The organism is Streptomyces sp. NPDC058008 (genome assembly GCF_042886395.1).
GTDB lineage: Bacteria > Actinomycetota > Actinomycetes > Streptomycetales > Streptomycetaceae > Streptomyces.
Map to the genome: position 1 here is coordinate 125,726 of NZ_JBHVQX010000007.1, position 26,176 is coordinate 151,901.

A 26,176-nucleotide genomic window follows, 5' to 3' on the forward strand; every position below is an offset into this window, starting at 1 on the left:
CCGATAAGGCAGTCTTGTGTGCGTGCCCCGACACGATCCTGAACAGCCCGCCAAGCATGACCCCCACCTCCACGCCGCGACGCTGAAACGGCTGGAGCAGTCCTCCGGCCGGCTGGCCGCCAACGCCATCGCCCGCATGGACGAGACGCTGCCGTGGTACCGGGCGATGCCCCCGGAGAACCGGTCCTGGATCGGCCTGGTCGCCCAGGCCGGTATCGCCGCGTTCACCGAGTGGTTCCGGCACCCGGAGACGCCGCAGGCGATCTCCACCGACGTCTTCGGCACGGCTCCGCGCGAACTGACCCGGGCCATCACCCTGCGCCAGACCGTCGAGATGGTGCGTACGACGATCGAGGTCATGGAGGCCGCGATCGAGGAGGTCGCCGCGCCCGGCGACGAGTCGGTGCTGCGCGAGGCCCTGCTCGTCTACGCCCGTGAGATCGCCTTCGCGACCGCCCAGGTCTACGCGCAGGCCGCCGAGGCCCGCGGCGCGTGGGACGCCCGGCTGGAGTCGCTCGTGGTGAACGCGGTGCTGTCCGGCGAGGCGGACGAGGGAGCCGTGTCACGGGCCGCCGCGCTGGGCTGGAACTCCCCCGAGCACGTGTGCGTCATCCTCGGCACGGCCCCGGACGGCGACAGCGAGCTCACCGTGGAGGCCATCCGGCGGGCGGCCAGGCACGCCAAGCTCCAGGTCCTGACCGGGGTGCTCGGGCACCGCCTGGTCGTGATCGCGGGGGGCAGCGACAATCCGCTGAACGTGGCGAAGTCGCTGATCGGCCCGTACGCGGCCGGTCCCGTCGTCGCCGGACCCGTGGTGCCCGACCTCCTCGCCGCGACCCGGTCCGCGCAGGCGGCGGCGGCCGGTCTCAAGGCGTGCTCGGCGTGGCAGGACGCTCCGAGGCCCGTCCTGTCGGACGATCTCCTTCCTGAGCGTGCGATGGCCGGCGACCCCGCCGCGCGCGATCAGCTGGTGGAGGAGATCTACAGACCGCTCGAAGAAGCGGGTTCGGCACTTCTGGAGACGCTGAGTGTCTATCTGGAGCAGGCGAGCAGTCTCGAAGGCGCGGCGCGCATGCTGTTCGTGCACCCCAATACCGTGCGCTACCGGCTTCGACGTGTGACCGACGTCACCGGCTGGTCACCCTCCGACGTCCGGTCCGCGTTCACGCTGCGGATCGCCCTCATCCTGGGGCGCTTGGTCGCCGGAGACACTCAGTCCTAGACTTTTGTCGAACTTCAACAATTCCCCTGACGGTTCTTCGTCCTTGTCCCCACGGGCGTCCGGGGCCGTCCACAAGAGAGAGTGTGAGGGTGCTCGTACTCGTCGCTCCCGGCCAAGGCGCTCAGACGCCCGGCTTCCTGACTCCCTGGCTCGAACTCCCCGGTGCCGCAGACCGCATCGCGGGCTGGTCCGACGCCATCGGGCTCGACCTTGCCCACTACGGCACGAAGGCCGACGCGGACGAGATCCGCGACACGGCGGTGGCACAGCCGCTGCTGGTCGCCGCGGGTCTCCTGTCCGCCTCCGCACTGGACGCCTCGCCCGGCGTCGTCGCGGGACACAGCGTCGGTGAGATCACCGCCGCCGTGCTCGCCGGCGTCCTCGGCGACGAGGAGGCGCTCCGCCTCGTACGCACCCGGGGGCTCGGCATGGCCGAGGCCGCCGCGCTCACCGAGACCGGCATGGCCGCGCTCCTCGGCGGAGAACCGGACGTCACGGTCCCGCACCTGGAGAAGCTGGGGCTCACCCCGGCCAACGTCAACGGCGGCGGGCAGATCGTCGCCGCCGGCACCGCGGCCCAGATCGCCGCGCTGATCGAGGACAAGCCCGAAGGCGTGCGCCGTGTGGTGCCGCTCAAGGTGGCGGGCGCCTTCCACACGCACCACATGGCTCCGGCCGTGGACAAGCTGCGTGCCGCCGCCACCGCCCTGACGGTCTCCGACCCGAAGGTGACGTACGTGTCGAACGCCGACGGAAAGACGGTCGCCACGGGCGACGAGGTCATCTCGCGGCTCGTCGGCCAGGTCGCCAACCCGGTCCGCTGGGATCTGTGCATGGAGACCTTCGCCGAGCTGGGTGTCACCGCCCTCATCGAGGCGGCGCCCGGCGGGACCCTGGTCGGGCTCGCCAAGCGCGCGCTGCCCGGCGTGAAGACCCTCGCGCTCAAGACCCCCGACGACCTCGACGCTGCCCGCGCGCTCATCTCCGAGCACGCGGACGCCTAAGGAGCCCGAGAGCATGTCGAAGATCAAGCCCAGCAAGGGCGCCCCGTACGCACGGATCATGGGTGTCGGCGGCTACCGCCCCACCCGTGTCGTGCCCAACGAGGTGATCCTCGAGACGATCGACTCCTCCGACGAGTGGATCCGCTCCCGCTCCGGTATCGCGACCCGGCACTGGGCCTCCGACGAGGAGACCGTGTCCATGATGTCGGTGGAGGCCTCCGGCAAGGCGATCGCGGACGCCGGGATCACTCCCGAGCAGATCGGCGGAGTCATCGTCTCCACCGTCTCGCACTTCAAGCAGACGCCCGCCGTCGCGACCGACATCGCGCACCGGATCGGCGCGGGCAAGCCCGCCGCCTTCGACATCTCGGCCGGCTGCGCGGGCTTCGGCTACGGCCTCACCCTCGCCAAGGGCATGATCGTCGAGGGCTCCGCCGAGTACGTGCTCGTCATCGGTGTCGAGCGGCTCAGCGACCTCACCGACCTGGAGGACCGCGCGACGGCCTTCCTCTTCGGCGACGGCGCCGGCGCGGTCGTCGTCGGCCCCTCCCAGGACCCGGCCATCGGCCCCACGGTCTGGGGTTCCGAGGGCGACAAGTCCGAGACGATCAAGCAGACCGTGGCGTGGAACGACTTCCACATCGGCGACGTCTCGAACCTGCCGCTCAACGAGCGCGGCGAGGTCAAGTTCCCGGCCATCACGCAGGAGGGCCAGGCGGTCTTCCGCTGGGCCGTCTTCGAGATGGCGAAGGTCGCCCAGCAGGCGCTGGAAGCGGCCGGGATCTCCCCCGAGGACCTGGATGTCTTCATTCCGCACCAGGCGAACATGCGGATCATCGACTCGATGGTGAAGACGCTCAAGCTGCCGGAGCACGTCACGGTCGCCCGTGACGTGGAAACCACCGGCAACACGTCGGCCGCCTCGATCCCGCTCGCGATGGAGCGGCTTCTGGCGACCGGTCAGGCCAAGAGCGGCGACACGGCGCTCATCATCGGCTTCGGGGCGGGTCTCGTCTACGCCGCGACGGTCGTTACCCTCCCCTAGGCACACCGGACCTTTCGGTCCGCACGCCCGAACCCTGCAGAAACACATCGAAGGAGCGCCAACATGGCCGCCACTCAGGAAGAGATCGTCACCGGTCTCGCCGAGATCGTCAACGAGATCGCCGGTATCCCGGTCGAGGACGTCCAGCTGGACAAGTCCTTCACCGACGACCTGGACGTCGACTCGCTGTCCATGGTCGAGGTCGTCGTCGCCGCCGAAGAGCGCTTCGACGTCAAGATCCCGGACGAGGACGTCAAGAACCTCAAGACGGTCGGCGACGCCGCCGAGTACATCCTGAAGCACCAGGGCTGATCCCAGCCCGTCCCGTGTGTCGCCACCCGGCGGTGGCGCCGCTGATTCACGACCCTCTACACGTGGAGAAGATTTTCCAGTGAGCCCGACCAATCGCACCGTGGTCGTCACCGGTATCGGCGCAACCACTCCGCTGGGTGGCGACTCCGCATCGACCTGGGAAGGTCTGATGGCCGGCCGTTCCGGCGTCAAGCCTCTCGAGGGCGAACGTTTCGCCGAACTGCCCGTACGGATCGCCGCCCTCGCGGCCGTCGATCCCGGCGACGTACTGCCCAGGCCCCTCGCCCGCAAGCTGGACCGCTCGGCGCAGTTCGCGCTGATCGCCGCCCGCGAGGCGTGGGCGGACGCGGGCTTCACCGGCAAGGCCGGTGAGGACGAGAAGATCCGCCCCGAGCGTCTGGGCTCGGTCATCGCCTCCGGCATCGGCGGCGTGATCACCCTGCTCGACCAGTACGACGTGCTGAAGGAGAAGGGCGTACGCCGCGTCTCCCCGCACACCGTTCCCATGCTCATGCCCAACGGCCCGGCGGCCAACGTCGGCCTGGAGGTCAACGCCCAGGCCGGTGTCCACACCCCGGTCTCCGCCTGCGCGTCGGGCGCCGAGGCCATCGGCTACGCCGTCGAGATGATCCGCACCGGCCGCGCCGACGTGGTCGTCGCCGGCGGCACCGAGGCGGCCATCCACCCGCTGCCGATCGCGGCGTTCGCCAACATGATGGCGATGTCCAAGAGCAACGACGAGCCCGAGAAGGCCTCGCGCCCCTACGACACGGCCCGTGACGGCTTCGTCCTCGGCGAGGGCGCGGGTGTCGTGGTCCTGGAGTCCGCGGAGCACGCGGCCGCGCGCGGCGCCAGGGTCTACTGCGAGGTGCTGGGGCAGGGCCTGTCCGCCGACGCCCACCACATCGCGCAGCCCGAGCCCACCGGGCGCGGCATCGCCACGGCCATGCAGAACCTGCTGGACGCGACGGATCTCAAGCCGTCGGAGGTCGTGCACCTGAACGCGCACGCCACGTCCACGCCGCAGGGTGACCTCGCGGAGATCAAGGCGCTGCGCGCGGTGCTGGGCGACGACCTCGACCATGTCGCGATCTCCGCCACGAAGTCCATGACGGGTCACCTGCTCGGTGGCGCGGGCGGTATCGAGACCGTGGCGACCGTGCTGGCGCTGCACCACCGCCTGGCCCCGCCGACCATCAACATCGACGAACTCGACGAGGCCATCGACGCGGATGTCGTGCGCGGTGAGCCGCGGGCGCTGCCGGAGGGGTCGATCGCCGCGATCAACAACTCGTTCGGCTTCGGCGGCCACAACGTGGTGCTGGCGTTCCGCTCGGTCTGACCGGCCCGGATCCGCCGCGAGGCCCGCTTCCCAGGACGGGAGGCGGGCCTCTGGCATGCGGCGCGGCGGCCGACGGGGGGTTCCGGCGCCCCGGCGGACGTCCGGAGAGCCGGGGCGGGGGTACGCGCCCTCGGAGGGCGTCCCGAAGGCAGGGGCAATCGTTTCTTCTGAGCGGGGGGCGCACACCCCGAACGGGGTCCCGCGGTTACACCACCTGGTGGAGCCAGCGGACCGGGGCGCCCTCTCCCGCGTGCCGGAAGGACTCCAGCTCGTCGTCCCAGGGCTTGCCGAGGAGCTTGGCGACCTCGGCCTCCAGATCGGTCTCCCCGCGCAGGGAGCGCGCCAGTGCGGCCCGCAGCCGGTCCTCGGGGACCAGGATGTCGCCGTGCATGCCGGTGACCGCGTGGAAGATGCCGAGGCCGGGCGTGGAGCTGTAGCGCTCCCCCTCGGCCGTGGGGCAGGGTTCCGCGGTCACCTCGAAGCGCAGCAGATCCCAGCCGCGAAGGGCCGAGGCCAGCTCCGAGGCCGTGCCGACGCGGCCCTTCCAGCTGAATTCGCACCGCCAGGTGCCGGGCGCGGCCGGCTGTCTGACCCAGTCGAGCTGGACCCTCACACCGAGCACACCCGCTACCGCCCACTCGACGTGCGGGCACAGCGCGCGCGGTGCGGAGTGGACGTACAGGACTCCACGTGTCGTCACCGGGACCTCCAGTGTGGGTCGAGGTTCGCCTTCCTCAGCGGCCTCGCGCCCGTACCGTCTCTTCCCGGCCGGATCCCGAGGTTGTCATCAGTAAACAGCATCGGGAGTTAATCTCCAGAAAAGGGACAGTATGTGACGTGAGATAACTTACCGGGCCCGCCGATGCGTGCGCGGGCCGGTCGGCGCCTCTGGTTCGACGGGGAAAAGCTACCGTGCGCCGGGGCCGGCTGTGTGACGTACGGTCGGTCCCGGGCCCGTGATTCGCTCTCCTTTCACCCGCGAGGGCACGGGGGCCCGCCACCTGGGACCAGTGGATGTGCCAGGGGCACCATCACCCGTGCGGCGGGAGGGAAAAAGGGATGCCTGAGCACCGGACACGCCGCCGCGTCCGGGGCGCGGCGGCCGCTCTGGCGGCGGTCGCGCTCGCCGGCGCGGCCCTCACCGGCTGCACCTCCGGCACGGACGCGGCACCGGGGAGGACCGGGAGCGCGCCGAGCCCCTCGCCGACGCCGCTGTGGAACGCGAGTCCGGGCTCCGTCGCGGCCGTCGGGGATTCCATCACCCGGGGCTTCGACGCCTGCTCGGTGCTGGCCGACTGCCCCGAGGTGTCCTGGGCGACCGGGACCGACGACGGGGTGCGCAGCCTCGCCGTGCGCCTCCTGGGCGCGTCGAGGGCCGCCTCGCACAGCTGGAACCACGCCGAGTCGGGCGCCCGGATCGCGCAGCTCCCGGAGCAGATGGCGCTGGCCGCGAAGGACCGGCCGGAGCTGGTCACGGTGATGATCGGCGCGAACGACGCCTGCCGGGACTCGGTGCCGCTCATGACTCCGGTGAAGGACTTCCGGGCCTCCTTCGAGGCGTCGATGCGGCAGCTGCGGTCCGCCGCCCCGAAGGCGCAGGTGTACGTGTCGAGCGTGCCGGACCTCAAGCGGCTCTGGTCGACCGGGCGTGAGAACCCGCTGGGCAAGCAGATCTGGAAGCTGGGGATCTGCCGGTCGATGCTGGGCGACGCGGACGACATGGGGCCCGCGGCCATCGCCCGCCGCGACGCGGTGCGGGAGCGGGTCGTCGCGTACAACGGGGTGCTGCGGGACGTCTGCGCGCGGGACGAGCGCTGCCGCTACGACGGCGGGGCGGTGTTCGACTACCGGTTCACCGGTGAGCAGCTGAGCGAGTGGGACTGGTTCCACCCGGGCAGGAACGGCCAGGCCAGGCTGGCGGAGATCGCTTACCGCGCGGTCACGGCGGCGGGGCCCCCGGCGTAGAGTTCTTGATCATGACGACGGGTTCAGCGGTACACGGCGAAGACTTCTCCACCCTCACGGACGGCACGCCGGTGCGGCGCTGGACCCTGGAGCGCGCGGGCACCCGGGTGCGCGTGCTGACGTACGGCGCCGTGGTGCAGTCCGTCGCGGTGCCCGGCAGGAACGGCACCCGGGCGGAGGTGGCCCTGGGGCTGCCGGACGTCAAGGGGTACGAGACCTGCCCCGGCCCGTACTTCGGCGCGGTGGTCGGCCGGTACGCGAACCGGATCGGGGGCGGCTCCTTCGTCCTGGACGGGCGGACGCACCGGGTGACGCGGAACGAGGGCCGCAACAGCCTGCACGGCGGTGAGCGCGGCTTCGACAAGCGGGTGTGGGCCGCCGAGGAGGTGCCGGACGGGGTGCGGCTCTCCCTGACCGCCGAGGACGGCGAGGAGGGCTTCCCGGGGCGGCTGGAGGTGTCGGTGACGTACACCCTGGACGAGGACGGCGCGCTGCGGATCGCCTACCGGGCCACGACGGACGCGCCGACCGTGGTGAACCTGACGAACCACTCGTACTGGAACCTGGCCGGGGCGGACAGCGGCAGCGCGCTCGGCCACGAACTGCGGCTCGCGGCCGGGCGGATCACCCCGGCGGACGGGGAGTCGATCCCCACGGGCGAGTTCCTGCCGGTGGAGGGGACCCGTTTCGACTTCCGGGAGTCCCGCCCGGTGGGTCCCGGCTACGACACCAACTACGTGCTGGAGGAGACCGGCGACGAGCCGGTCGCCGAGCTGTACGACGCGGCGTCGGGGCGGCTGCTGACGGTCCGCACGACGGAGCCGGGGCTCCAGCTCTACACCGCCGACCACCTGGGCGGGGATCCGTTCGTGCCGTGCGCCGGGATCGCGCTGGAGACGCAGCACTTCCCCGACTCCCCCAACCGCCCGGAGTTCCCCGGCACGGTACTGCGGCCGGGTGAGGAGTACGCCTCCACGACGGTGTACGGATTCTCGGTGCGCTGAGCCCGGGCGGCGGGCCGTCAGTCCTTGCTCAGGGTGTACGGCGACGAGGGGGCCGGCTCCGGCAGGGGCGCGGGCGCCGTGAGTTCGCGGGCCAGCAGCGTGGCCCCGGCGACGGCGCCCGGCATGAGGAACACGGCGACGAACGGGACGACGAAGGCGAGCGCGAGCGGGACCCCGAAGCCCAGGACCATCATGCGGCGGCCCCGCAGCAGCGCGAGCCGGTCCTTGAGGACCATGCCGCGCCGCTGGAGGGCCACGGCGGTGAGCTCCTCGGAGAGGAAGTAGCCGGAGACGCAGAAGCCGAGGGCGGGGATCACGGTCTGCCCGATGACGGGGATGAAGCCGAGGGCGAAGAGCAGCACCCCGTAGAGCGCCACGCGCACGAGGATGCGGACGGAGTCGCGGGCGGAGATCCACAGCTCGCGCAGGAGCGGCAGGTCCGACCGCGGCACCTCGCCGCCCTCGGTGCGGTCGACCTCCTCGGAGAGCGACTCGTAGAACGGCTGGCCCACCAGCAGGGTCACGGCGGTGAAGGTGATGACCGCGAGGAACATCCCGAACACGAAGACCAGGGCGACCAGGGTGCCGCGCAGGAGGGCCTGCCAGGGCGAGGACCAGTCGTCGGCGAACGGGGTGGCCCAGCCGACGAAGTCGTCGGCGCCGTAGCCCAGTCCGACGAGGGCGGCGGCGTACACGACCAGGGTGATCAGCGCGGGCAGCAGACCGAAGCCGAACCACCGGCCGTGCCCGAAGGCCCAGCGCTGGCCCTTGACCAAGTAACCGAAACCCGCCCCGAGATCACTCATGGCGTCAGGGTACCCAGAGCGGCCGGCACCCGTTCGCCGGCGTCGTGGGACGGGCCCGCCCACCTGCGCGTCGTCGTCGGCCGCCCGGGACCGTCCGCCTCCCGGCAGCCGCACGCTCCCCGTCCCGGGCCTTCTCCCGCCCACGGGTGCCGGCCGGTCCTACGCGAACCATTGACACGTCCCCCGGGGCGTCATTAACGTCACGCCAGCATTTCGAACGAGCGACGAAATACCGAACACGTCGAGAGGCAACACCCGTGCGCATCACCGGAATCAGTACGCACGTCGTCGGCACGCCGTGGCGCAACCTCACCTACGTCCAGGTCCACACCGACGAGGGGCTCACCGGGGTCGGCGAGACCCGGATGCTGGGGCGCACGGACGCGCTGCTCGGCTATCTGCGGGAGGCGTCGGCCAACCACATCACGGGATCCGACCCGTTCGCGATCGAGGACCTCGTCCGCCGGATGAAGTACGGCGACTACGGGCGGGCCGGGGAGATCGTGATGTCCGGCATCGCGGTCGTCGAGATGGCCTGCTGGGACATCAAGGGCAAGGCGCTCGGCGTCCCCGTGTGGCAGCTGCTCGGCGGGAAGGTCACCGACCGGGTCAAGGCGTACGCGAACGGCTGGTACACCACCGAGCGCACCCCGGAGGCCTACCACGAGGCGGCGCAGGGGGTCGTGGCGCGCGGTTACCGCGCCCTGAAGATCGACCCGTTCGGTACGGGGCACTTCGAGCTGGGCCAGGAGGAGACGCGTTACGCCGTGTCCCTCATCGAGGCCGTGCGGGACGCCATCGGCCCCGACACCGAGCTGATGCTGGAGATGCACGGGCGGTTCAGCCCCTCGACGGCCGTGCGGATCGCCCGGGAGATGGCCCCCTTCCGGCCGGCCTGGCTGGAGGAGCCGGTGCCGCCGGAGAACCTCAAGGCGCTGAGCAAGGTCGCGGAGAAGGTGGACCTGCCGATCGCGACCGGTGAACGCATCCACGACCGGATCGAGTTCCGCGAGCTCTTCGAGTCGCAGGCCGCCGACATCATCCAGCCGGACGTCGGCCACATCGGCGGCATCCTGGAGACCCGCAAGCTCGCGGCGACCGCGGAGACGCACTACACGCTGATCGCCCCGCACAACGTGGGCGGCCCGGTGCTGACCGCGGCCAGCCTCCAGGTCGCCGGGTGCACCCCCAACTTCAAGATCCTGGAACACTTCAACGACTTCGCGGACGCCGACATCAAGAAGGTCGTCAAGGGCGCCCCGGCCGTCGACCCCGCGACCGGCTGCTTCGAGCTCTCGGACGCACCCGGGCTCGGCGTGGAGCTGGACGTGGACGCGGCGGCCGAGTTCCCGCAGCAGCAGGCGCGGTTCGACCTGTGGGCGGACGGCTGGGAGAAGAGGCAGCCCAAGTGAGCCCCCTCTCCCGCTCGCTGACCGTCGAGCGCCCCGGCAGCCACCGGCTGACCGCGGGCCCGCTCCCGGAGCCGGGCCCCGGCGAGGTCAGGGTGCGGGTCGCCGCCGCCGGGATCTGCATGAGCGACCGCGAGGTGTACGACGGCCACCGCGACCCGGCCTACGTGCGCTACCCCGTGGTACCGGGGCACGAGTGGTCGGGGACCGTGGACGCCGTGGGCGAGGGCGTCGACCCCGCGCTGACCGGACGGCGTACGGTCGCCGAGGGCTTCCGGGCGTGCGGGCGCTGCGAGCGGTGCAGGTACGGGGAGACCTCCCTGTGCACGGCGGGGTACGACGAGACGGGCTTCACCCGGCCCGGCGCGTTCGCCGACCATCTGGTGGTCCCCGCCCGGCTGCTGCACCCGCTGGCCGACGACGCCGACCTGCGGGCGGCGGCCCTGCTGGAGCCCGCCGCGGTGATCGCGGCGGCGGTACGGGCCGGGGCGCCCGAGCCCGGTGAGCGGATCGCCGTGCTCGGGGCGGGCACGCTCGGCCTGCTCGCGGTGCAGTTCCTGGCGGCGGTGTCGCCGGCGGAGCTCACCGCGATCGACCCCCGGGAGGGACGGGCCGCCCAGGCCCTTCGGTTCGGCGCGGCCGAGGCGCGGACCCCCGGGGAGGCCGAGGAGGTGCGCGGCCGCTACGACCTGGTCGTGGAGACGGCCGGAGCGCCGTCGACCGCGGCGGACGCGTGCCTGCTGGCGCGTCGCGGCGGGCGGGTGGTGCTGACCGGGATGTTCACCCCGGGCGCCACCGGCATCGACCCGGTGCACCTGTCGCTGAGCCAGCTCACCGTGCGCAGCGTCTTCGGGGCGTCCTCGTCGGCCTGGTCCCACGCGGTGCGGGCGTTCACGGCCGGGCTGCTCGACCCGGCGCCGCTGATCACCCACGAGTTCCCGCTGGAGCGGTTCGCCGAGGCCGTGGCGCTGGTGGGGTCCGGGGACCCGGAGACGGGGAAGGTGCTGCTGCGGCCGTGACGGGCCGGCCCTGACCCGTACCCGGTCCGGCGGCGTCCTGACCGCCTTCGTACCGGCTCACCCCCAAAGATCCGAACTTCGTCCGAAATACCGAACATGAAGGACCAGTCGTGAACGACGCCCCTGTCTCTTCCCCCGGTAGCGCCGGCCCCCGCCGCCCCGGTGAGGCCGCGCTCACCGCGCTCGGCCTCGGCGCGGCCCCCCTGTCCCCGGCGGACGCCTCGCCGCACTCCTTCCCCGGCGGGGGGAGCTGGCGCACCGAGGTGCCGTCCGTGGAGGGTCCCGAGGCCCTCGGCGTCGTGCTCGAGGAGTCCGCGCGGCTCGGCGTGCCGGTCCACCGGGTCAGTCAGGGCAGCGGCATCTGGATGCTGACCGACGCGGAGATCACGGAGATGGTCGAGGCCTGCGCCGGACGGGACATCGAGCTCTGCCTGTTCACGGGGCCGCGCGGCACCTGGGACACCGGCGCGTCGGTCCGTACGGACTCGGGCGGCGCGGGGCTGCGCTCCCGTGGCCACGACGCCCTGGCCGGCTGTGTCGAGGACGCGCTGCGCGCCACCGCGCTCGGGGTGAAGTGCCTGCTCGTGGCCGACGAGGGGGTGCTGTGGACCCTGCACCGGCTGCGCGCGCAGGGCACCCTGCCCGCCGACACCACCTTCAAGGTCTCGGCGCTCATCGGGCCGGTGAACCCGGCCTCGTACGCCGTGTTCGAGCAGCTCGGCGCCGACTCGATCAACATCCCGTCCGACCTGACGCTGGCTCAGTTCACCGAGATCCGAAGGGTGTCGCGGGCTCCGATGGACCTCTACATCGAGGCTCCGGACGATCTCGGCGGCTATGTCCGGATGTACGAGGTGGCCGAACTGATCCGGCGCGGGGCGCCGCTGTACCTGAAGTTCGGGCTCGCCAAGGCGCCCGGGATCTATCCGTACGGACAGCACCTGCGGGATCTGGCGCTGTCCACCGCCAGGGAGCGGGTGCGGCGCGGACGGCTCGCGCTGGACCTGCTCGCACGGCACGGGGCCGACGGGGGCATGGCCCCGCTCGGCTCCCGACTGCCGGGCCCGCTCAACCGGTTCGCGATCTCGTCATAACGTTCCGGAAAAGTTTCACACAAAAGAAGACAGGGACGCGCACAATCCCACACACCTGTTCTCGGTCGATCAGCCCGTAGCTCCCCGGGCGTACCGGCACCACCGGACCGGGACCTGACCCCCATCAAGGATGATGACTATGCGCAACCGCAGAGCCGCACTCGCCGCCATAGCCTCCGCCGCCTCCCTCGCCCTCGCGCTGACCGCCTGCGGCCAGAACGCCGAGGGCGGCAGCGACGAGGACAAGGGTGGCTCCGACGGCGCCACCGTCGGCGTCGCGATGCCGACCAAGTCCTCCGAGCGCTGGATATCCGACGGCGCCAACGTCGTGAAGGAACTGAAGTCCAAGGGCTACAAGACCAAGCTCGTCTACGGCGAGGACGACCCGGACCAGCAGGTCTCGCAGATCGAGAACATGATCACGCAGGGCGTGGACGCCCTGATCGTCGCCGCGATCGACAACAAGTCGCTCAACAACGTGCTCCAGCAGGCCAAGGACGCCGACATCCCGGTGATCTCCTACGACCGGCTGATCCTCGGCACGGAGAACGTCGACTACTACGCCTCGTTCGACAACGAGAAGGTCGGCGAGCTGCAGGGCACGTACATCGTGGACAAGCTCGGCCTGGAGGACGGCAAGAAGGGCCCCTTCAGCATCGAGCTGTTCGCCGGCTCCAACGACGACAACAACACGAAGTACTTCTTCCAGGGCGCGATGAACGTCCTCAAGCCGTACGTGGACAAGGGCGAGCTGGTCGTCCGCTCCAAGCAGACCGCCCTCAACCAGGTCACCACCCTGCGCTGGGACGGCGGGACCGCCCAGAAGCGCATGGACGACCTGCTGACGTCGAGCTACCGCAGCGCCCGGGTCGACGCCGTGCTCTCCCCGTACGACGGCATCTCCATCGGCATCCTCTCCGCCCTGAAGTCGGACGGCTACGGCACCAAGGCCAAGCCGATGCCGGTCGTGACGGGCCAGGACGCCGAGGTCGCCTCGGTGAAGTCGATCGTCACGGGTGAGCAGACGCAGACCGTCTACAAGGACCTGCGCCAGCTCGCCAAGGTCGCCTCGAACATGGTCGACGCGGTCCTGAACGACAAGAAGCCCGAGGTCAACGACACCAAGTCGTACGACAACGGCGCCAAGGTCGTCCCCGCCTTCCTGCTCCAGCCGGTCAGCGTCGACAAGGCCAACTACAAGGAAGTCCTCATCGACGGCGGCTACTACACCGAGAACGACCTCAAGTAACCGGGCGAGACCAAGGATTGGAAGGCAAGACCATGGCGGGACCCGTCCTGGAAATGCGCTCGATCGTCAAGACCTTTCCCGGTGTCAAAGCGCTTTCGGACGTCTCACTGACCGTCCGTCAGGGCGAGGTCCACGCCATCTGCGGGGAGAACGGCGCCGGCAAGTCGACCCTGATGAAGGTGCTGTCCGGCGTCCATCCGCACGGCAGCTACGAGGGGGACGTCCTCTTCGAGGAGGAGACCTGCCGGTTCAAGGACATCCGGGCGAGCGAGCAGCACGGCATCGTGATCATCCACCAGGAGCTGGCGCTGGTGCCGTACCTGTCCATCGCGGAGAACATCTTCCTCGGCAACGAACACGCCAGGCGCGGACTGATCAACTGGAACGACACCCTCAGGCACGCCGGTGAACTGCTGCGCCGCGTCGGTCTCGACGAGCACCCGGAGACCCGCGTCGCCGACATCGGCGTGGGCAAGCAGCAGCTGGTGGAGATCGCCAAGGCCCTGTCGAAGAAGGTGAAGCTGCTCATCCTCGACGAGCCGACGGCCGCGCTCAACGACGAGGACAGCGGCAAACTGCTCGACCTGATCCTTCAGCTGAAGGAACAGGGCATGACCTCGATCATCATCTCGCACAAGCTGAACGAGATCCGCCGGGTGGCCGACTCGGTCACGATCATCCGCGACGGACGCTCCATCGAGACGCTCGACGTGAAGGCGGCGGAGACGACCGAGGACCGGATCATCAGCGGGATGGTCGGCCGCGACCTGGAGAACCGCTTCCCCGACCGGACCCCGCACCACCCGGAGGAGGGTTCCGCACCCGCCCTGGAGATCCGCAACTGGACGGTGCACCATCCCATCGACCAGCAGCGCAAGGTCGTCGACGACGTCTCGATCGAGGTGCGCCGCGGCGAGATCGTCGGTATCGCCGGGCTCATGGGCGCCGGCCGCACCGAGCTGGCGATGAGCGTCTTCGGCCGCTCCTACGGCCGCTACGCGGGCGGCACCGTGCTCAAGGACGGCGCCGAGATCCGCACGAAGACCGTCCCGGAGGCGGTCGGGCACGGCATCGCGTACGCCACCGAGGACCGCAAGCACTACGGCCTCAACCTCATCGACACCATCAACCGGAACATCTCGCTGACGGCCCTGGGCAAGGTCGCCAGGCGGGGTGTGGTCGACGAGCACGGCGAACGCCAGGTCGCCGAGGGCTTCCGCACGTCCATGAACATCAAGGCGCCGACCGTCTTCGAGCCGGTGGGAAAGCTGTCCGGCGGCAACCAGCAGAAGGTCGTCCTCAGCAAGTGGATCTTCGCGGGTCCCGAGGTGCTGATCCTGGACGAGCCCACGCGCGGCATCGACGTGGGCGCCAAGTACGAGATCTACACGGTCATCGACCAGCTGGCCGCCCAGGGCAAGGCGGTCGTCTTCATTTCCTCCGAACTGCCGGAGCTGCTCGGCATGTGCGACCGCATCTACACGATGGCCGCGGGACGGCTGACGGGTGAGTTCTCGCGGGCCGAGGCCTCGCAGGAAGCGCTGATGCGTCAGATGACGAAGGACAAAGAGGTAACCCGATGAGCACGGACGTGACCGACAGGACCCCGGCCCCCGCGCCGCCCGGCAAGGAGGGGTCCGGCGACGGCCTGCTGCAGCTGATGCTCGGCGGGATGCGCCGGAACATGCGCCAGTACGGCATGCTGATGGCCCTCGGCCTGATCGTGGTGCTGTTCGCGGTGTGGACGGACGGCGACCTGCTGCTGCCGCGCAACGTCTCCAACCTGGTGCTGCAGAACAGCTACATCCTGATCCTCGCGATCGGCATGATGCTCGTCATCATCGCGGGCCACATCGACCTGTCGGTCGGCTCGCTGACCGCGTTCATCGGCGCGATGGCCGCCGTGCTGATGGTCGAACACCACATCGCCTGGCCGCTCGCGGTGGTGCTGTGCCTGGCCATCGGCGCCGTCGCCGGCTCGGTGCAGGGGTTCTTCATCGCCTACCTCGGCATCCCGTCGTTCATCGTGACGCTGGCGGGCATGCTGCTCTTCCGCGGTCTGACGGAGATCTTCCTGAAGGGCCAGACCCTCGGCCCCTTCCCGCCGGACCTCCAGAAGATAGCCAACGGCTTCCTGCCCGAGGTCGGCCCGACCACGAACTACCACAACCTCACCCTGCTGCTGGGCCTCGCGGTGATCGTCTTCGTGGTGCTCCAGGAGGTCCGCGACCGCAAGCGGCAGCAGGAGTTCGCGCTCGACGTGCCGCCGGCCAAGCTGTTCCTGCTGAAGCTGGTCGCACTGGTCTCGGCCGTCCTGGTCGTCACGCTGCTGCTCGCCAGCTACAAGGGCGCCCCGGTCGTGCTGCTCATCCTCGGTGTGCTGGTCGTCGGCTTCGGCTACCTGATGCGCAACGCGATCATCGGCCGCCACATCTACGCCATCGGGGGCAACCTGCCCGCGGCCAAGCTGTCGGGCGTGAAGGACAAGAAGGTCACCTTCCTGGTCTTCCTGAACATGGGCATGCTGGCGGCGCTGGCCGGTCTGGTCTTCGCCGCCCGCTTCAACGCGGCCTCGCCCAAGGCGGGTCTCAACTTCGAACTGGAGGCCATCGCCGCCTCGTTCATCGGCGGTGCGTCGATGAGCGGCGGGGTCGGCACGGTCCTCGGCGCGATCATCGGCGGCCTGGTCCTGGGTGTGCTGAACAACGGCATGAACCTCGTCGGCATCGGCACCGACTGGCAGCAGGTCATCAAGGGAGCGGTGCTGCTGGCCGCCGTCGGCTTCGACGTCTGGAACAAGCGCAAGGTCGGCTCGTGACCACCGCCCGACGGGCACGCTGACCACCGCGCCCGACCGCGAACGGCGCCCTCCCCGGCACGGGGAGGGCGCCGTTCGCCGTGGTCAGGACAGCCGGATCATGTTCCAGGACAGCGGTTCCAGCACGGCCTTGAGCGTCCCGCCCACCAGCTCGGTCCCCTCGGCCGCGTGCGGGAGCACCCGCTCGGGCTCGGCGAGGGTGTTGCGGGCCTCGGGGTCGGCGTCCGCGACGACCCGGTGTTCGACGACCCGCTCCAGGCCCAGTCCGGTCAGGGCGACTTCGAGGGGCAGCGCGGCGTCCTGGCCGCGGTTGACGGCGAAGACGGTGACCGCGCCCGTCTCCGGGTCCCGTACGGCCGTGGCGTGCAGCAGGTCCGTCTCGCCGTACTTCGCCGTCCCGTAGGTGGGCGAGTCCACCCGTACGTCCAGGACCTGGCCCCGCCCGTACCGCGCGGCCTGGGCGAAGGGGAAGAAGGTGGTCTGCCGCCAGGCGGGTCCGCCGGGCTCGGTCATGATCGGGGCGATCACGTTGACCAGCTGGGCCAGGCAGGCGACGGTCACCCGGTCCGCGTGGCGCAGCAGCGCGATGAGCAGGCTGCCGAAGACGACGGCGTCGGTGACGCTGTAGTTGTCCTCCAGCAGGCGCGGCGCCTCGGGCCAGTCGAGCGGGTTCTCCGCCGTCTCCTGCTGGAAACGGCTCATGTACCAGACGTTCCACTCGTCGAAGGAGAGGTTGATCTTCTTCGTGGACTTCAGGCGCGCCCCCACGTGGTCGCAGGTCGCGACGACGCTCTCGATGAAGGACTCCATGTCCACGGCCGAGGCGAGGAAGGAGTCCCGGTCACCGTCGGTCTCCTCGTAGTAGGCGTGCAGCGAGACGTGGTCGACGAGGTCGTAGGTCTCGGCGAGCACCGTCGCCTCCCAGGCGGCGAAGGTCGGCATGGCGCGGCTGGAGGAGCCGCAGGCGACCAGCTGGACGGACGGGTCGATCTGCCGCATCGCGCGCGCGGTCTCGGCCGCGATCCGCCCGTACTCCTCGGCGGTCTTGTGGCCGGTCTGCCACGGGCCGTCCATCTCGTTGCCCAGGCACCACAGCCTGATCCCGAAGGGGTCCTTGTCGCCGTGCTCCACGCGGCGGTCGGAGAGTTCGGTGCCGGAGGGGTGGTTGGCGTACTCCTGGAGCTGGATGGCCTCCTGGACGCCTCGCGTGCCGAGGTTGACCGCGAGCATCGGTTCGGCCTGCGGGCCGATCTTCCTGAGGAAGCCGATGTACTCGGAGAGGCCGAAACGATTCGTCTCGGTGGAGCGCCAGGCGAGGTCGAGCCGGCGGGGGCGCTCGTCGGCGGGGCCGACGCTGTCCTCCCAGCGGTAGCCGGAGACGAAGTTGCCGCCGGGGTAGCGGACGGCGGTGACCCCGAGTTCGCGGACGAGGTCCAGGACGTCGGTGCGCAGCCCTGCCTCGTCGGCGCAGGGGTGGCCGGGCTCGAAGATGCCGTCGTAGACGCAGCGGCCGAGGTGCTCGACGAAGGAGCCGAAGAGGCGTGGGTCGACATCGCCGACGGTGAAGGCCGGGTCGAGTGTGAAGCGCGCGGTGCGGGTCATGACTCCCTAACTCGTTCGATATTTCGAATGCTGCTCGTAACATCGAACGGACCGTAGGGTTCAACCTCCGCGGCCGTCAATGCTTTCGCACACGCTCCTGCGGACGGGGGTGTCCGCGTACGTCCGAGGGCCGCACCCCTGTGACGGGATGCGGCCCTCGGACGTACGCGTGGAGCGGGGTCAGCCGACCGACAGCGCGACCTTGATGTTGCCCCGGGTGGCGTTCGAGTACGGGCACACCTGGTGCGCCTTCTCGACGAGCGCGAGGGCGGTGGCCGGGTCGAGGTTCGGGAGGGAGGCGCTGATCGCGACCTCCAGGCCGAAGCCGCCCGCCTCGGTCCTGCCGATGGAGACCGACGCGGTCACCGTCGAACCGGAGATGTCCGCCTTCTCCTGACGGGCCACCACGCCGAGGGCGCCCTGGAAGCAGGCGCTGTAGCCGGCCGCGAAGAGCTGCTCGGGGTTGGTCCCCGCGCCGCTGCCGCCCATCTCCTTCGGCGGGTTGACGACCACGTCGAGCTTGCCGTCGTCGCTGGAGACGCGGCCGTCACGGCCGTTCGAAGCGGTGGCGACGGCGGTGTAGGCGACGTCCACGTGCTGGATGGTCATACGGGTGATTCCTCCTGCTGATGCGCCGCGGCTCGCGCCCACGACCGCGACGGCCTGGGCCGAGCCTAGCGGGTGGCGGTGCGGCGCACCCCGCCACCCGCCGGATCACCGACGGCCCGGGCCCGCGGGCGCTCAGGCGTCCAGCGAGACGATCATCTTGCCGGTGTTCTCGCCGCGCAGCAGGCCCACGAAGGCGTCGTAGCCGTGCTCGATGCCCTCGACCTTCGTCTCGCGGTACTTGAGCTCGCCGGAGGCCAGCCAGCCGGCCACCTCCTGGACGAACTGCGGCTGGAGCGCGGAGTGGTCGCCGACGAGCATGCCCTGCAGGCGCAGCCGCTTGCCGATGACCAGCGCCAGGTTGCGCGGGGCCGGGGTGGGCTCCGTGGAGTTGTACTGGGCGATCATCCCGCAGATGGTGGCGCGGCCGTGGACGTTGAACGAGGAGATCGCCGCCTCCAGGTGTTCGCCGCCGACGTTGTCGAAGTAGACGTCGATGCCGTCGGGAGCGGCCTCGGCGAGCTGGTCGCGGACGGGGCCGTTCTTGTAGTTGAAGGCCGCGTCGAAGCCGTACTCCTCGACGAGGAGCTTGACCTTCTCGTCGGAACCGGCGGAGCCGATGACCCGGGAGGCGCCCTTGAGCCTGGCCATCTGGCCGACCTGGCTGCCGACCGCGCCGGCCGCGCCGGAGACGAAGACGGCGTCGCCCTCCTTGAAGGAGGCGACCTCGAAGAGGCCGGCGTAGGCGGTGAGCCCGGTCATGCCGAGCACGCCGAGGTAGGCGGAGAGCGGGGCCAGCGAGGCGTCGACCTTGACCGCGTGCTTCGCCGGGACGTCGGCGTACTCGCGCCAGCCCAGACCGTGCAGGACGTGGTCGCCCACGGCGAAGCCCTCGGCGTTCGAGGCGACGACCTCGCCCACCGCGCCGCCGTCCATGGGGTGGTCGAGCTTGAAGGGCGGGACGTACGACTTCACGTCGTTCATCCGGCCGCGCATGTAGGGGTCGACCGAGAAGTGGAGGTTGCGGACGAGGACGCGGCCCTCACCGGGAGCGGACACCGGCACCTCGCGCAGAGCGAAGTCCGAGGTCTCGGGCCAGCCGTGCGGGCGGGCGACGAGGTGCCATTCGCGGCTGGACGTGGGGAGTACGGACATGGGCTCGGGTTCTCCTCGGTGTCGTGCGGGGGGAGAAGCGAAAAGCTTCAGGACGTGAAACAACCATGCGTCCAGATATTTCACCTTGTCAAGTAATTCGGTACCCTGGGTGTCATGGCCACCTCGCACACGGACCCTCTCACCCTCGACGTCATCCAGCTCATCGGCGGCGTCGTGGCGCGCTACCACGAGGAGTACGACCGGGCGGCCGCCACCCACGCGCTGACCGGCGCGCAGGCCAGGGTGCTCGGGCTGCTCTCGCTGGAGCCGATGCCCATGCGCAAGGTCGCCCGGAAGCTGAAGTGCGAACCGTCCAACATCACGGGCATTGTCGACCGGCTGGAGCTCCGCGGCCTGGTGGAACGCCGCCCGGACCCGGCCGACCGGCGGGTCAAGCTCGCCGCCCCGACCGAGGAGGGACTGCGCACGGCCGGGCAGCTGCGGGACGCCCTGGACTTCGCCCGGGAGCCGCTCGCCGAGCTGTCGGAGGCGGAGCGCACCGTGCTGCGTGACCTGCTGCGCCGGATGCTCGGCGAGGACGCCGTCTGAGGGCCGTCCTACGGCCTCAGCAGAAGATCCACCATCGACAGGTCTCGGTCGGCGACGGGCTCGGGGCGGGGTCCTCCGTGGGCTCCGGGCGCGTCGGCTCCTCCGACGGCGTGCCGGGCTCCGAAGGCTCCTCGGGCGTCCGGGTCACGTCCGGATCCGACGAGGCGGAGACGGACGCGGACGCCGAGGTCTCCGCGCGGACGGGTGCCGACGGGGAGGCCCCGGACTCCTCCGCGGCGGACGGGGCGTCCGCCTCCGCGGCCGTCGCGGAGCGGGAGTCGGTGACCGGCACGACGGTGGGGGTGTCCACCGGGCCGGGGTCGTCGGGCTCCGCACCCGACGACGCGGGCGGTCCGGGCTCGGTGGCGGTGGGCGTGGCCTCGCTCACGTACTCCGAGGCACCGCTGTCACCCCCGGGCTCCATGGCCAGCTCGGCCAGGCTCAGCGCCCCCAGCGCGAGCACCACGCCCACCGCCGTCAGCAGCAGCGCGCGGCCCCGCCTGCGGTGCCCCCGCCGACGGCGCCCGGCGGCGGCCCGGGCACCCCGGCGGCGGCCGGCGGCCCCCTCGGGTTCCAGGGTCTCGACGGCGGGCTCGGCCCGACGGCCGGAGGGGTCCGCGACGGCATAGGGGACCAGCGCCTCGGCGGGAGTCCCGCAACCTGCGCAGGCCAGAGCCCCGTTGAGGTGCCGTTGGCACGGGTGGCAGTAATCCATTGCGCCCGCAGACTAGACGGGCGGACGACACCGCAGGAAGCCGCTCAGGTGAGGATCCTGTGTGGAATCAGGGACTCCGGTGCGCGCGGTGCCCCGGACGTGCCACGCGGCAGGATGGTTCCATGACCGCTCCCGCCCCGTTCGGGCCGCTCCAGTTCCAGCTCGTCCTGCTGCGCCGGATGGCCGACCACCGGCCGGACCTCGTCGAGGACGCCCGCCATGAACTGAGCGCCTCGCTCGCCGAGATGCGGGAGGCGAACCGGCGCTGGCAGGCGATGCTCCGTGCCCCGCGCGGCCGGGGCGCGCTGCGCCGCTACCGCTCGGTCCTGGGCGAGCCCGAGTCCTCCGTACGCCGCCAGGTGGGCGACCTGCAGTGCGACGCGCTGCTGTGGCGGCTGCCGCTCTGGCCCGACCTGCGGTTCGAGGTGATGGCGGGTCCCGGCGGAGCCGTGTGGAACGAGTGGCTGGTCCGCGCCCCCGGTTCGGCGGGCCCCGGGCTGCGCACCGCCGCCGACCTGCGCCCCTGGTCGTGCACCGTGGACGAGGTGGCCAGGGCCTTCCCCCCGGCGCGCCCCATGGAGGGCAGCGCGCCGACCCGCTGGGCACTGGCCTTCACCGACCCGGCGGACGGCGGGCCGCGCGTCGCCGAGTTCACCTGGGGACTGTTCCAGCGGCTGCTGCCGCACCCCGCCTGAGACCTGTCGCGCCGTCAGCTCGGGGTCCCCCCTACGGCTCACCCAGCGCGCGCCGGGCCTGTCGCGGCAGGACGATGCCAGGAGAGCCGGCTGCCGCCGGTACCCCCGTCAGCGTTCTCGGGAGACCCTGCCGTGACCGTCAGTCTCGAACAGTTGCGCCGTTGCCACATCGCCGTCGATCTCGGGGCCGCGAGGACCCGTGTGTACATCAAGGGGGTGGGGCTCGTCGTGGACGAGCCCAGTGTCGCCGCCGTGAACACGCGCACCGGCTCGCTCATCGCCGTCGGCGCGCTCGCCGAGCAGATGACCGGCCGCACGCCCGCGTACATCCGGGTGGCCCGCCCGGTCTCCGGCGGGACGGTCGTCGACATCGACATGGCGCAGCGCATGCTGCGCCACCTGCTCGGTGAGAAGCTCCGCCGCCAGCTGCGCCGCAAGCCCCGGCTGCGGGCGGCCGCCTGCACCCCGCACGACGCCGATCCACTGGCCCAGCGCGCGACCGTCGAGACCCTCGTCGGCCTCGGCGCGCGGCGGGTGGAACTCGTCGACACCCTGATCTCGGCCGCCATCGGCGCCGGGCTCCCGGTCGAGCAGCCGACCGCCACCATGATCATGGTGTGCGGCGCGGCGACCACGCAGATCGCGGTGCTCTCGCTCGGCTCGATCGTGACCGCCGTACGCATCCCGATCGGCGGCGAGGCCATCGACGACGCGGTGATCCAGCACCTGCGCCAGCACCACGAGCTGATGCTGCCCAGCCAGTCCGTGCGCCCCCTGCAACTGGCGCTGCGGGGCAACGGCCTCACGCTCAACGGCCCGGCGGAGACGGAGATCCACGGCCGTGACGTGGCCACCGGCCTGGCCCGTTCGGTGCGGGTCGACACCGCCGCCGTACGCCAGGCGATCCACGCCCCGCTCACCGCGGTGCTCGACGGGCTGGGCAAGGTGCTGCGCGACTGCCCGCCCGACCTGGTGGCCGACATCGCGGAGTCCGGGATCATGATGGTCGGCGGGAGCGCCCTGCTGCCGGGGCTCGACCAGATGCTGCGCGACGCGACGGGCGTGCCGGTGAACATCGCCGAACGGCCCGACGTCTGCTCCGTGCTGGGGCTGGGCGCGATGCTGGACGGCACGGTCCAGCCGCTGGACCTCGCCCCGCTCGCGGGCTGAGGCCGGCGGCCCCGCCGGTGGGCGAGACGGGTCTCGACCTGGGGACCACCCTCCAGCACATCGTGGACACCGCCACGGCGCTGGCCGGGGCACGCCACGGCGCGCTGGCCCTCTTCCACGGCGAGGACCGCCGTGTCACCGACCTGTTCACCGCCGGCCTGTCCGACGCCGGGCGCGACGCCGCTGTCCGGCTCCTGGACGGACGTACGGGAGCACTCGGTGCGCTCGTGGACGACACGCAGGCCGTGCGCGTCGACGACCTGGCGGCGGGCCCGCACCCCCTCGCCGTACCGGCTCCGCACCCCCCGGTGCGTTCCTTCCTGGGCGCGCCCGTCCGGGTGCACACCGAGGTGCTCGGCAGTCTCTGCCTCACGGCCGGGGAACCGGGCCGTTTCACCGACACCGAGCTGGCCCTGCTGCGGCTGCTGGCGTCCCAGGCGGCCGCGGCGATCGGCGGCGCCCACCTGTACGAGGCGGCCCGGCAGCGGGAGAACTGGATCGAGGGCGCGGCCGCCGTCACCCGGGCGCTGCTGACCGGGGCGGGCACGACGGACGCGCTGATGACCGTCGCCGAACGGGCCAGGGTGCTGGCCGGCGCGGCGGCCGGGGTGATCCTCCAGCCGACCCCGGACGGCGGGATGGAGATCGTCGCCGCCTCCACCCTGGACGATCCGGCCGGCCTCGTCGGTACGGCCATCGAGCCGGGCGCCCCCGTCCTGGTCCAGCTGCTGGGCGGCGAGGAGGTCTTCATCGAGGACTCCGCGACGGACGAGCGGATGACGACCCACGTACGGGAGCGGTTCGGCCCGAGCATGATGCTTCCCCTCCAGAGCGGGGGCAGGCTCATCGGCACGCTCGCCCTCCCCCGTGGACGTGAAGGGGCGCCGTACACCGCGCTGGACCGGCAGCTCGCCTCCCAGTTCGCCTCCCAGGCGGCGCTGGCCCTGGTGATGGCCGACGCCCAGCACTACCGGGAGCAGCTGGCGGTCTACGAGGACCGCGACCGCATCGCCCGCGACCTCCACGACCTCGTCGTACAGAGGCTGTTCGCGACGGAGATGATGCTGGAGTCGACCCGTCGCAAGGACCTGGCCGGCGACACCGGGACCGCCGAACTGCTCGCGAAGGCGGTCGACGAGCTGGACTCCACGATCCAGGAGGTCAGGACCGCGATCTTCGCGCTCCAGCAACCGCCCGCCGAGGCGCCCACGACCTTCCGCGGCCGGGTGCTCAGGGAGACGGGCGGCGCCGCGGCGGTGCTCGGCTTCCAGCCGTCGGTGCAGTTCACCGGCGCGGTGGACGCCCTGGTGACGGACCCGGTGGACGGCGAACTGCTCGACGTGCTGCGCGGCGCACTGGCCGCCGCGCACCGGAGGTCGGATGTGTCGGCCGTCGAGGTGGAGGTGGACGCGACGGCGCGACTGCCCGACGGGCGTGCGGCGGTGCGGCTCGTGGTCGCGGACGACGGGCGCACCGAGGACGGCACCCGGTCGCCGACGGTCATCTGGCAGGCGCCGCTCTGAGGGCGATCCGGGTGTTGGAGTGGGCGACGCCCGCGTCCTTCTTCAGCCGCCGCAGCAGCGCGTCCAGGGAGGCGGGGTCGGCCGCCGTGGCGCGTACGAGGTAGTCGTGGCCGCCCGTCACGTGCACCACCTCGGTGATGCCGGGCAGGGTGAGCACCGAACGTTCGAACTCCTCGTTCGTCGTGTCCAGGCGCAGTGACACGTCGATGAAGACGACGAGCCCCGAACGGGTGTCGGCGGCGGGGTCGACGATGACCGTGAAGCCGCGGATCACCCCGTCGCGGCGCATGCGGCGCACACGGTCGCCCGCCGCGTTGGCGCTCAGCCCGACGCGTACACCGAGATCGCGGTACGAGATCCGGGCGTCCTCCTGGAGAATGCCGAGGATCTCTCTGTCCAGCCGGTCCATGCCCCCGATTCTCCCAGCTCCGGGGCGGAAACGGCGGGCGGGAGGCCGCTCCCGGGGCCTCGGAGGGGCCCCCGCCCATGGGGCGCCTGCCGTGCGGCCCCTCCCCGGATGGCCCAGTCCGCCGCGCTCCGCCCGCGCCTCCCCCCTTGACTTGCGCTGTGGACACAACAGCCGAGCAGGCCCCCGCCCCGGACCGGAAGCAATCCGCCGCCTACCGGAACCTGATCATGGCCACGATCGGCTTCACGCTCACCTTCTGGGCGTGGAACCTGATCTCCCCGCTCTCGGGCGACTTCAAGGACCGGCTGGGCCTGAGCTCCTTCCAGCAGTCGCTGCTGGTGGCGGTGCCCGTACTGGTGGGCTCGCTCGGCCGGATCCCGGCAGGGGCGCTGACCGACAGGTTCGGCGCCAAGCTGATGTTCCCCGTCGTCTCGGCCCTGACGATCGTCCCGGTGCTGCTGCTCATCCCGGCGAAGGACAACTACGGGGCGATGCTGGCCGTCGGCTTCCTGCTCGGGCTCGGCGGCACGACCTTCGCGATCGGCATCCCGCTGGTCAACTCGTGGTTCCCGCCCGCGAAACGGGGTCTCGCGCTCGGCGTGTTCGGCATGGGCATGGGCGGCGTCGCGCTGTCCGGCTACTTCACGCCGCGGATCGCGAAGCACGACGTGAACCTGCCGTTCTGGATCGTCGCCGGGGCGCTCCTGGTGTACTCGCTCCTCGCCGCGGTCCTCATCTCCGACCACCCGGACCGCAAGGTGCCCACGGACTCGCTGGGCCACCGGCTGGGCCGGGCGGGACGGCTCCGGGTGACCTGGGAGCTGTCCGCGCTGTACGCGATCGGCTTCGGCGGCATCGTGGCGTTCGGCGTGTACCTGCCGACGTATCTGAAGACCTGGTACGAGATGTCACCGACCGAGGCGGGCACCAAGGCGGCGGGGTTCGCGCTGGTCACGGTCATCTTCCGGCCGATCGGCGGCTGGCTGTCGGACCGGGTCCACCCCGCGCTGGTCACCGCCGGGGCGCTGCTGCTGGCAGCGCTGATGGCCATCATCCAGGCCTTCGACCCCCCGCTGGACCCGCTGGGCACGGTCGCGCTGCTCTGCATGGCGGCCGGGCTCGGCACCGCGAGCGGAAGCGTCTTCGCCCTGGTCTCGCAGGTGACCCCGCAGGCCAAGGTGGGCAGCGTGACCGGCATCGTCGGGGCGATGGGCGGGCTCGGCGGATTCGTGCCGCCGCTGGTGATGGGCGCGATCTACAGCGCGAAGGGGTCGTACTCGATCGGCTTCATGCTGCTGTCCGACCTGGCGCTGGCGGGCGCGGTGTACGCGTACGGCCGGATGCGGAACGTCCGGCGCGACGGCTGACCACGTCGCGCGGGGCGGCGGGCGGGCGGCGGGCGCTTGGCCACAGCTCGTCGCTCACGGTCGCGACTCGGCTCGTCATGGCTCGTGACCAGCGGC

The 26,176-nt window shown here is 71.4% G+C and carries 25 protein-coding genes; 18 read left to right on the forward strand and 7 right to left on the reverse strand.

Features of this window, described 5'->3' with window-relative positions; all coding sequences use genetic code 11:
• Positions 1 to 22: 22 nt before the first annotated feature.
• The 5 genes from ACFVS9_RS09330 to fabF all read left to right on the forward strand — a co-directional run bounded on the left by ACFVS9_RS09330 (position 23) and on the right by fabF (position 4,925).
• A complete protein-coding gene (locus ACFVS9_RS09330) occupies positions 23 to 1,222 on the forward strand; it encodes a PucR family transcriptional regulator (protein ID WP_389931211.1) in 1,200 nt (399 codons plus the stop codon).
• An 89-nt stretch (positions 1,223 to 1,311) separates the two neighbouring features.
• The gene (locus ACFVS9_RS09335) at positions 1,312 to 2,226 is read left to right on the forward strand and encodes an ACP S-malonyltransferase (RefSeq protein ID WP_383118465.1); all 915 of its coding nucleotides are present in this window, start codon (positions 1,312 to 1,314) and stop codon (positions 2,224 to 2,226) included.
• 13 nt (positions 2,227 to 2,239) lie between these two features.
• Positions 2,240 to 3,271, forward strand: coding sequence for a ketoacyl-ACP synthase III (locus ACFVS9_RS09340; RefSeq protein WP_147963269.1), 1,032 nt, complete (start codon positions 2,240 to 2,242; stop codon positions 3,269 to 3,271).
• 63 nt (positions 3,272 to 3,334) lie between these two features.
• Entirely contained in the window at positions 3,335 to 3,583 is a 249-nt protein-coding gene (locus tag ACFVS9_RS09345) for an acyl carrier protein (RefSeq protein ID WP_028439857.1), read from the forward strand.
• 79 nt (positions 3,584 to 3,662) lie between these two features.
• Positions 3,663 to 4,925 (forward strand): beta-ketoacyl-ACP synthase II, encoded by a 1,263-nt coding sequence (fabF, locus tag ACFVS9_RS09350; protein ID WP_389931214.1) that lies wholly within the window; start codon positions 3,663 to 3,665, stop codon positions 4,923 to 4,925.
• A 205-nt stretch (positions 4,926 to 5,130) separates the two neighbouring features.
• On the opposite strand, the gene ACFVS9_RS09355 is transcribed toward fabF, so the two are convergent.
• The gene (locus ACFVS9_RS09355) at positions 5,131 to 5,625 is read right to left on the reverse strand and encodes a DUF3145 domain-containing protein (RefSeq protein ID WP_383118467.1); all 495 of its coding nucleotides are present in this window, start codon (positions 5,623 to 5,625) and stop codon (positions 5,131 to 5,133) included.
• Between the two features lie 359 nt (positions 5,626 to 5,984).
• Between ACFVS9_RS09355 and ACFVS9_RS09360 the strand changes: the two genes are divergently transcribed.
• Both ACFVS9_RS09360 and ACFVS9_RS09365 read left to right on the forward strand, forming a co-directional pair.
• Entirely contained in the window at positions 5,985 to 6,890 is a 906-nt protein-coding gene (locus ACFVS9_RS09360) for an SGNH/GDSL hydrolase family protein (protein ID WP_389931216.1), read from the forward strand.
• 11 nt (positions 6,891 to 6,901) lie between these two features.
• Positions 6,902 to 7,894, forward strand: coding sequence for an aldose epimerase family protein (locus tag ACFVS9_RS09365; protein ID WP_389931218.1), 993 nt, complete (start codon positions 6,902 to 6,904; stop codon positions 7,892 to 7,894).
• 17 nt (positions 7,895 to 7,911) lie between these two features.
• Here the strand turns inward: ACFVS9_RS09365 and ACFVS9_RS09370 are convergent, their stop codons facing one another.
• On the reverse strand, positions 7,912 to 8,700 hold the full coding sequence (locus tag ACFVS9_RS09370; protein WP_389931219.1) for an EI24 domain-containing protein: 789 nt from the start codon (positions 8,698 to 8,700) through the stop codon (positions 7,912 to 7,914).
• 257 nt (positions 8,701 to 8,957) lie between these two features.
• Here ACFVS9_RS09370 and ACFVS9_RS09375 point away from each other — a divergent pair, with 257 nt between their 5' ends.
• The 6 genes from ACFVS9_RS09375 (at position 8,958) to mmsB (ending at position 16,289) form a co-directional block, all read left to right on the forward strand.
• Entirely contained in the window at positions 8,958 to 10,112 is a 1,155-nt protein-coding gene (locus ACFVS9_RS09375; RefSeq protein ID WP_383118471.1) for a mandelate racemase/muconate lactonizing enzyme family protein, read from the forward strand.
• Complete coding sequence (locus tag ACFVS9_RS09380; protein ID WP_389931221.1) at positions 10,109 to 11,128, forward strand: zinc-binding dehydrogenase; 1,020 nt, start codon at positions 10,109 to 10,111, stop codon at positions 11,126 to 11,128. The genes ACFVS9_RS09375 and ACFVS9_RS09380 overlap by 4 nt, the downstream gene beginning before the upstream one ends.
• Before the next feature lie 110 nt (positions 11,129 to 11,238).
• A complete protein-coding gene (locus ACFVS9_RS09385; protein WP_383118473.1) occupies positions 11,239 to 12,222 on the forward strand; it encodes a hypothetical protein in 984 nt (327 codons plus the stop codon).
• 139 nt (positions 12,223 to 12,361) lie between these two features.
• Entirely contained in the window at positions 12,362 to 13,471 is a 1,110-nt protein-coding gene (gene chvE / locus ACFVS9_RS09390) for a multiple monosaccharide ABC transporter substrate-binding protein (RefSeq protein ID WP_383118474.1), read from the forward strand.
• Positions 13,472 to 13,503: 32 nt separating this feature from the next.
• Positions 13,504 to 15,054, forward strand: a complete 1,551-nt coding sequence (gene mmsA / locus ACFVS9_RS09395; RefSeq protein WP_389931223.1) for a multiple monosaccharide ABC transporter ATP-binding protein — start codon at positions 13,504 to 13,506, stop codon at positions 15,052 to 15,054.
• Positions 15,051 to 16,289, forward strand: coding sequence for a multiple monosaccharide ABC transporter permease (gene mmsB, locus ACFVS9_RS09400; RefSeq protein WP_383118476.1), 1,239 nt, complete (start codon positions 15,051 to 15,053; stop codon positions 16,287 to 16,289). The genes mmsA and mmsB overlap by 4 nt, the downstream gene beginning before the upstream one ends.
• A gap of 84 nt (positions 16,290 to 16,373) precedes the next feature.
• Here mmsB and ACFVS9_RS09405 read toward each other — a convergent pair whose 3' ends face one another.
• The 3 genes from ACFVS9_RS09405 to ACFVS9_RS09415 all read right to left on the reverse strand — a co-directional run bounded on the left by ACFVS9_RS09405 (position 16,374) and on the right by ACFVS9_RS09415 (position 19,652).
• A complete protein-coding gene (locus ACFVS9_RS09405; RefSeq protein WP_383116710.1) occupies positions 16,374 to 17,891 on the reverse strand; it encodes an alpha-N-arabinofuranosidase in 1,518 nt (505 codons plus the stop codon).
• A gap of 180 nt (positions 17,892 to 18,071) precedes the next feature.
• Positions 18,072 to 18,500, reverse strand: a complete 429-nt coding sequence (locus ACFVS9_RS09410; protein ID WP_383116709.1) for an organic hydroperoxide resistance protein — start codon at positions 18,498 to 18,500, stop codon at positions 18,072 to 18,074.
• Between the two features lie 132 nt (positions 18,501 to 18,632).
• Positions 18,633 to 19,652, reverse strand: coding sequence for an NADP-dependent oxidoreductase (locus ACFVS9_RS09415; protein WP_383116708.1), 1,020 nt, complete (start codon positions 19,650 to 19,652; stop codon positions 18,633 to 18,635).
• Between the two features lie 114 nt (positions 19,653 to 19,766).
• Between ACFVS9_RS09415 and ACFVS9_RS09420 the strand changes: the two genes are divergently transcribed.
• Positions 19,767 to 20,201, forward strand: a complete 435-nt coding sequence (locus ACFVS9_RS09420) for a MarR family winged helix-turn-helix transcriptional regulator (protein WP_383116707.1) — start codon at positions 19,767 to 19,769, stop codon at positions 20,199 to 20,201.
• Between the two features lie 16 nt (positions 20,202 to 20,217).
• Here the strand turns inward: ACFVS9_RS09420 and ACFVS9_RS09425 are convergent, their stop codons facing one another.
• Positions 20,218 to 20,916: a hypothetical protein gene (locus ACFVS9_RS09425; protein ID WP_389931225.1), complete on the reverse strand. Its 699-nt coding sequence runs from the start codon at positions 20,914 to 20,916 to the stop codon at positions 20,218 to 20,220.
• A 122-nt stretch (positions 20,917 to 21,038) separates the two neighbouring features.
• Between ACFVS9_RS09425 and ACFVS9_RS09430 the strand changes: the two genes are divergently transcribed.
• The 3 genes from ACFVS9_RS09430 (at position 21,039) to ACFVS9_RS09440 (ending at position 24,304) form a co-directional block, all read left to right on the forward strand.
• The gene (locus tag ACFVS9_RS09430) at positions 21,039 to 21,611 is read left to right on the forward strand and encodes a hypothetical protein (protein ID WP_389931226.1); all 573 of its coding nucleotides are present in this window, start codon (positions 21,039 to 21,041) and stop codon (positions 21,609 to 21,611) included.
• Positions 21,612 to 21,743: 132 nt separating this feature from the next.
• On the forward strand, positions 21,744 to 22,781 hold the full coding sequence (locus tag ACFVS9_RS09435) for a rod shape-determining protein (RefSeq protein ID WP_383116704.1): 1,038 nt from the start codon (positions 21,744 to 21,746) through the stop codon (positions 22,779 to 22,781).
• 17 nt (positions 22,782 to 22,798) lie between these two features.
• Positions 22,799 to 24,304: a GAF domain-containing protein gene (locus ACFVS9_RS09440; RefSeq protein ID WP_383116703.1), complete on the forward strand. Its 1,506-nt coding sequence runs from the start codon at positions 22,799 to 22,801 to the stop codon at positions 24,302 to 24,304.
• Here ACFVS9_RS09440 and ACFVS9_RS09445 read toward each other — a convergent pair.
• On the reverse strand, positions 24,282 to 24,713 hold the full coding sequence (locus ACFVS9_RS09445; protein ID WP_383116702.1) for an Lrp/AsnC family transcriptional regulator: 432 nt from the start codon (positions 24,711 to 24,713) through the stop codon (positions 24,282 to 24,284). The genes ACFVS9_RS09440 and ACFVS9_RS09445 overlap by 23 nt on opposite strands.
• A gap of 158 nt (positions 24,714 to 24,871) precedes the next feature.
• Between ACFVS9_RS09445 and ACFVS9_RS09450 the strand changes: the two genes are divergently transcribed.
• Positions 24,872 to 26,080, forward strand: a complete 1,209-nt coding sequence (locus ACFVS9_RS09450; protein ID WP_389931228.1) for a nitrate/nitrite transporter — start codon at positions 24,872 to 24,874, stop codon at positions 26,078 to 26,080.
• Positions 26,081 to 26,176 lie beyond the last annotated feature (96 nt).

Coding starts and splice junctions, on each gene's coding strand:
- ACFVS9_RS09340 (WP_147963269.1), top strand. CDS start 2,240: ATGTCGAAGATCAAGCCCAGCAAGGGCGCCCCGTACGCACGGATCATG.
- ACFVS9_RS09345 (WP_028439857.1), top strand. CDS start 3,335: ATGGCCGCCACTCAGGAAGAGATCGTCACCGGTCTCGCCGAGATCGTC.
- ACFVS9_RS09360 (WP_389931216.1), top strand. CDS start 5,985: ATGCCTGAGCACCGGACACGCCGCCGCGTCCGGGGCGCGGCGGCCGCT.
- ACFVS9_RS09365 (WP_389931218.1), top strand. CDS start 6,902: ATGACGACGGGTTCAGCGGTACACGGCGAAGACTTCTCCACCCTCACG.
- ACFVS9_RS09370 (WP_389931219.1), bottom strand. CDS start 8,700: ATGAGTGATCTCGGGGCGGGTTTCGGTTACTTGGTCAAGGGCCAGCGC.
- chvE (WP_383118474.1), top strand. CDS start 12,362: ATGCGCAACCGCAGAGCCGCACTCGCCGCCATAGCCTCCGCCGCCTCC.
- mmsA (WP_389931223.1), top strand. CDS start 13,504: ATGGCGGGACCCGTCCTGGAAATGCGCTCGATCGTCAAGACCTTTCCC.
- mmsB (WP_383118476.1), top strand. CDS start 15,051: ATGAGCACGGACGTGACCGACAGGACCCCGGCCCCCGCGCCGCCCGGC.
- ACFVS9_RS09405 (WP_383116710.1), bottom strand. CDS start 17,891: ATGACCCGCACCGCGCGCTTCACACTCGACCCGGCCTTCACCGTCGGC.
- ACFVS9_RS09410 (WP_383116709.1), bottom strand. CDS start 18,500: ATGACCATCCAGCACGTGGACGTCGCCTACACCGCCGTCGCCACCGCT.
- ACFVS9_RS09415 (WP_383116708.1), bottom strand. CDS start 19,652: ATGTCCGTACTCCCCACGTCCAGCCGCGAATGGCACCTCGTCGCCCGC.
- ACFVS9_RS09420 (WP_383116707.1), top strand. CDS start 19,767: ATGGCCACCTCGCACACGGACCCTCTCACCCTCGACGTCATCCAGCTC.
- ACFVS9_RS09425 (WP_389931225.1), bottom strand. CDS start 20,916: ATGGATTACTGCCACCCGTGCCAACGGCACCTCAACGGGGCTCTGGCC.
- ACFVS9_RS09430 (WP_389931226.1), top strand. CDS start 21,039: ATGACCGCTCCCGCCCCGTTCGGGCCGCTCCAGTTCCAGCTCGTCCTG.
- ACFVS9_RS09445 (WP_383116702.1), bottom strand. CDS start 24,713: ATGGACCGGCTGGACAGAGAGATCCTCGGCATTCTCCAGGAGGACGCC.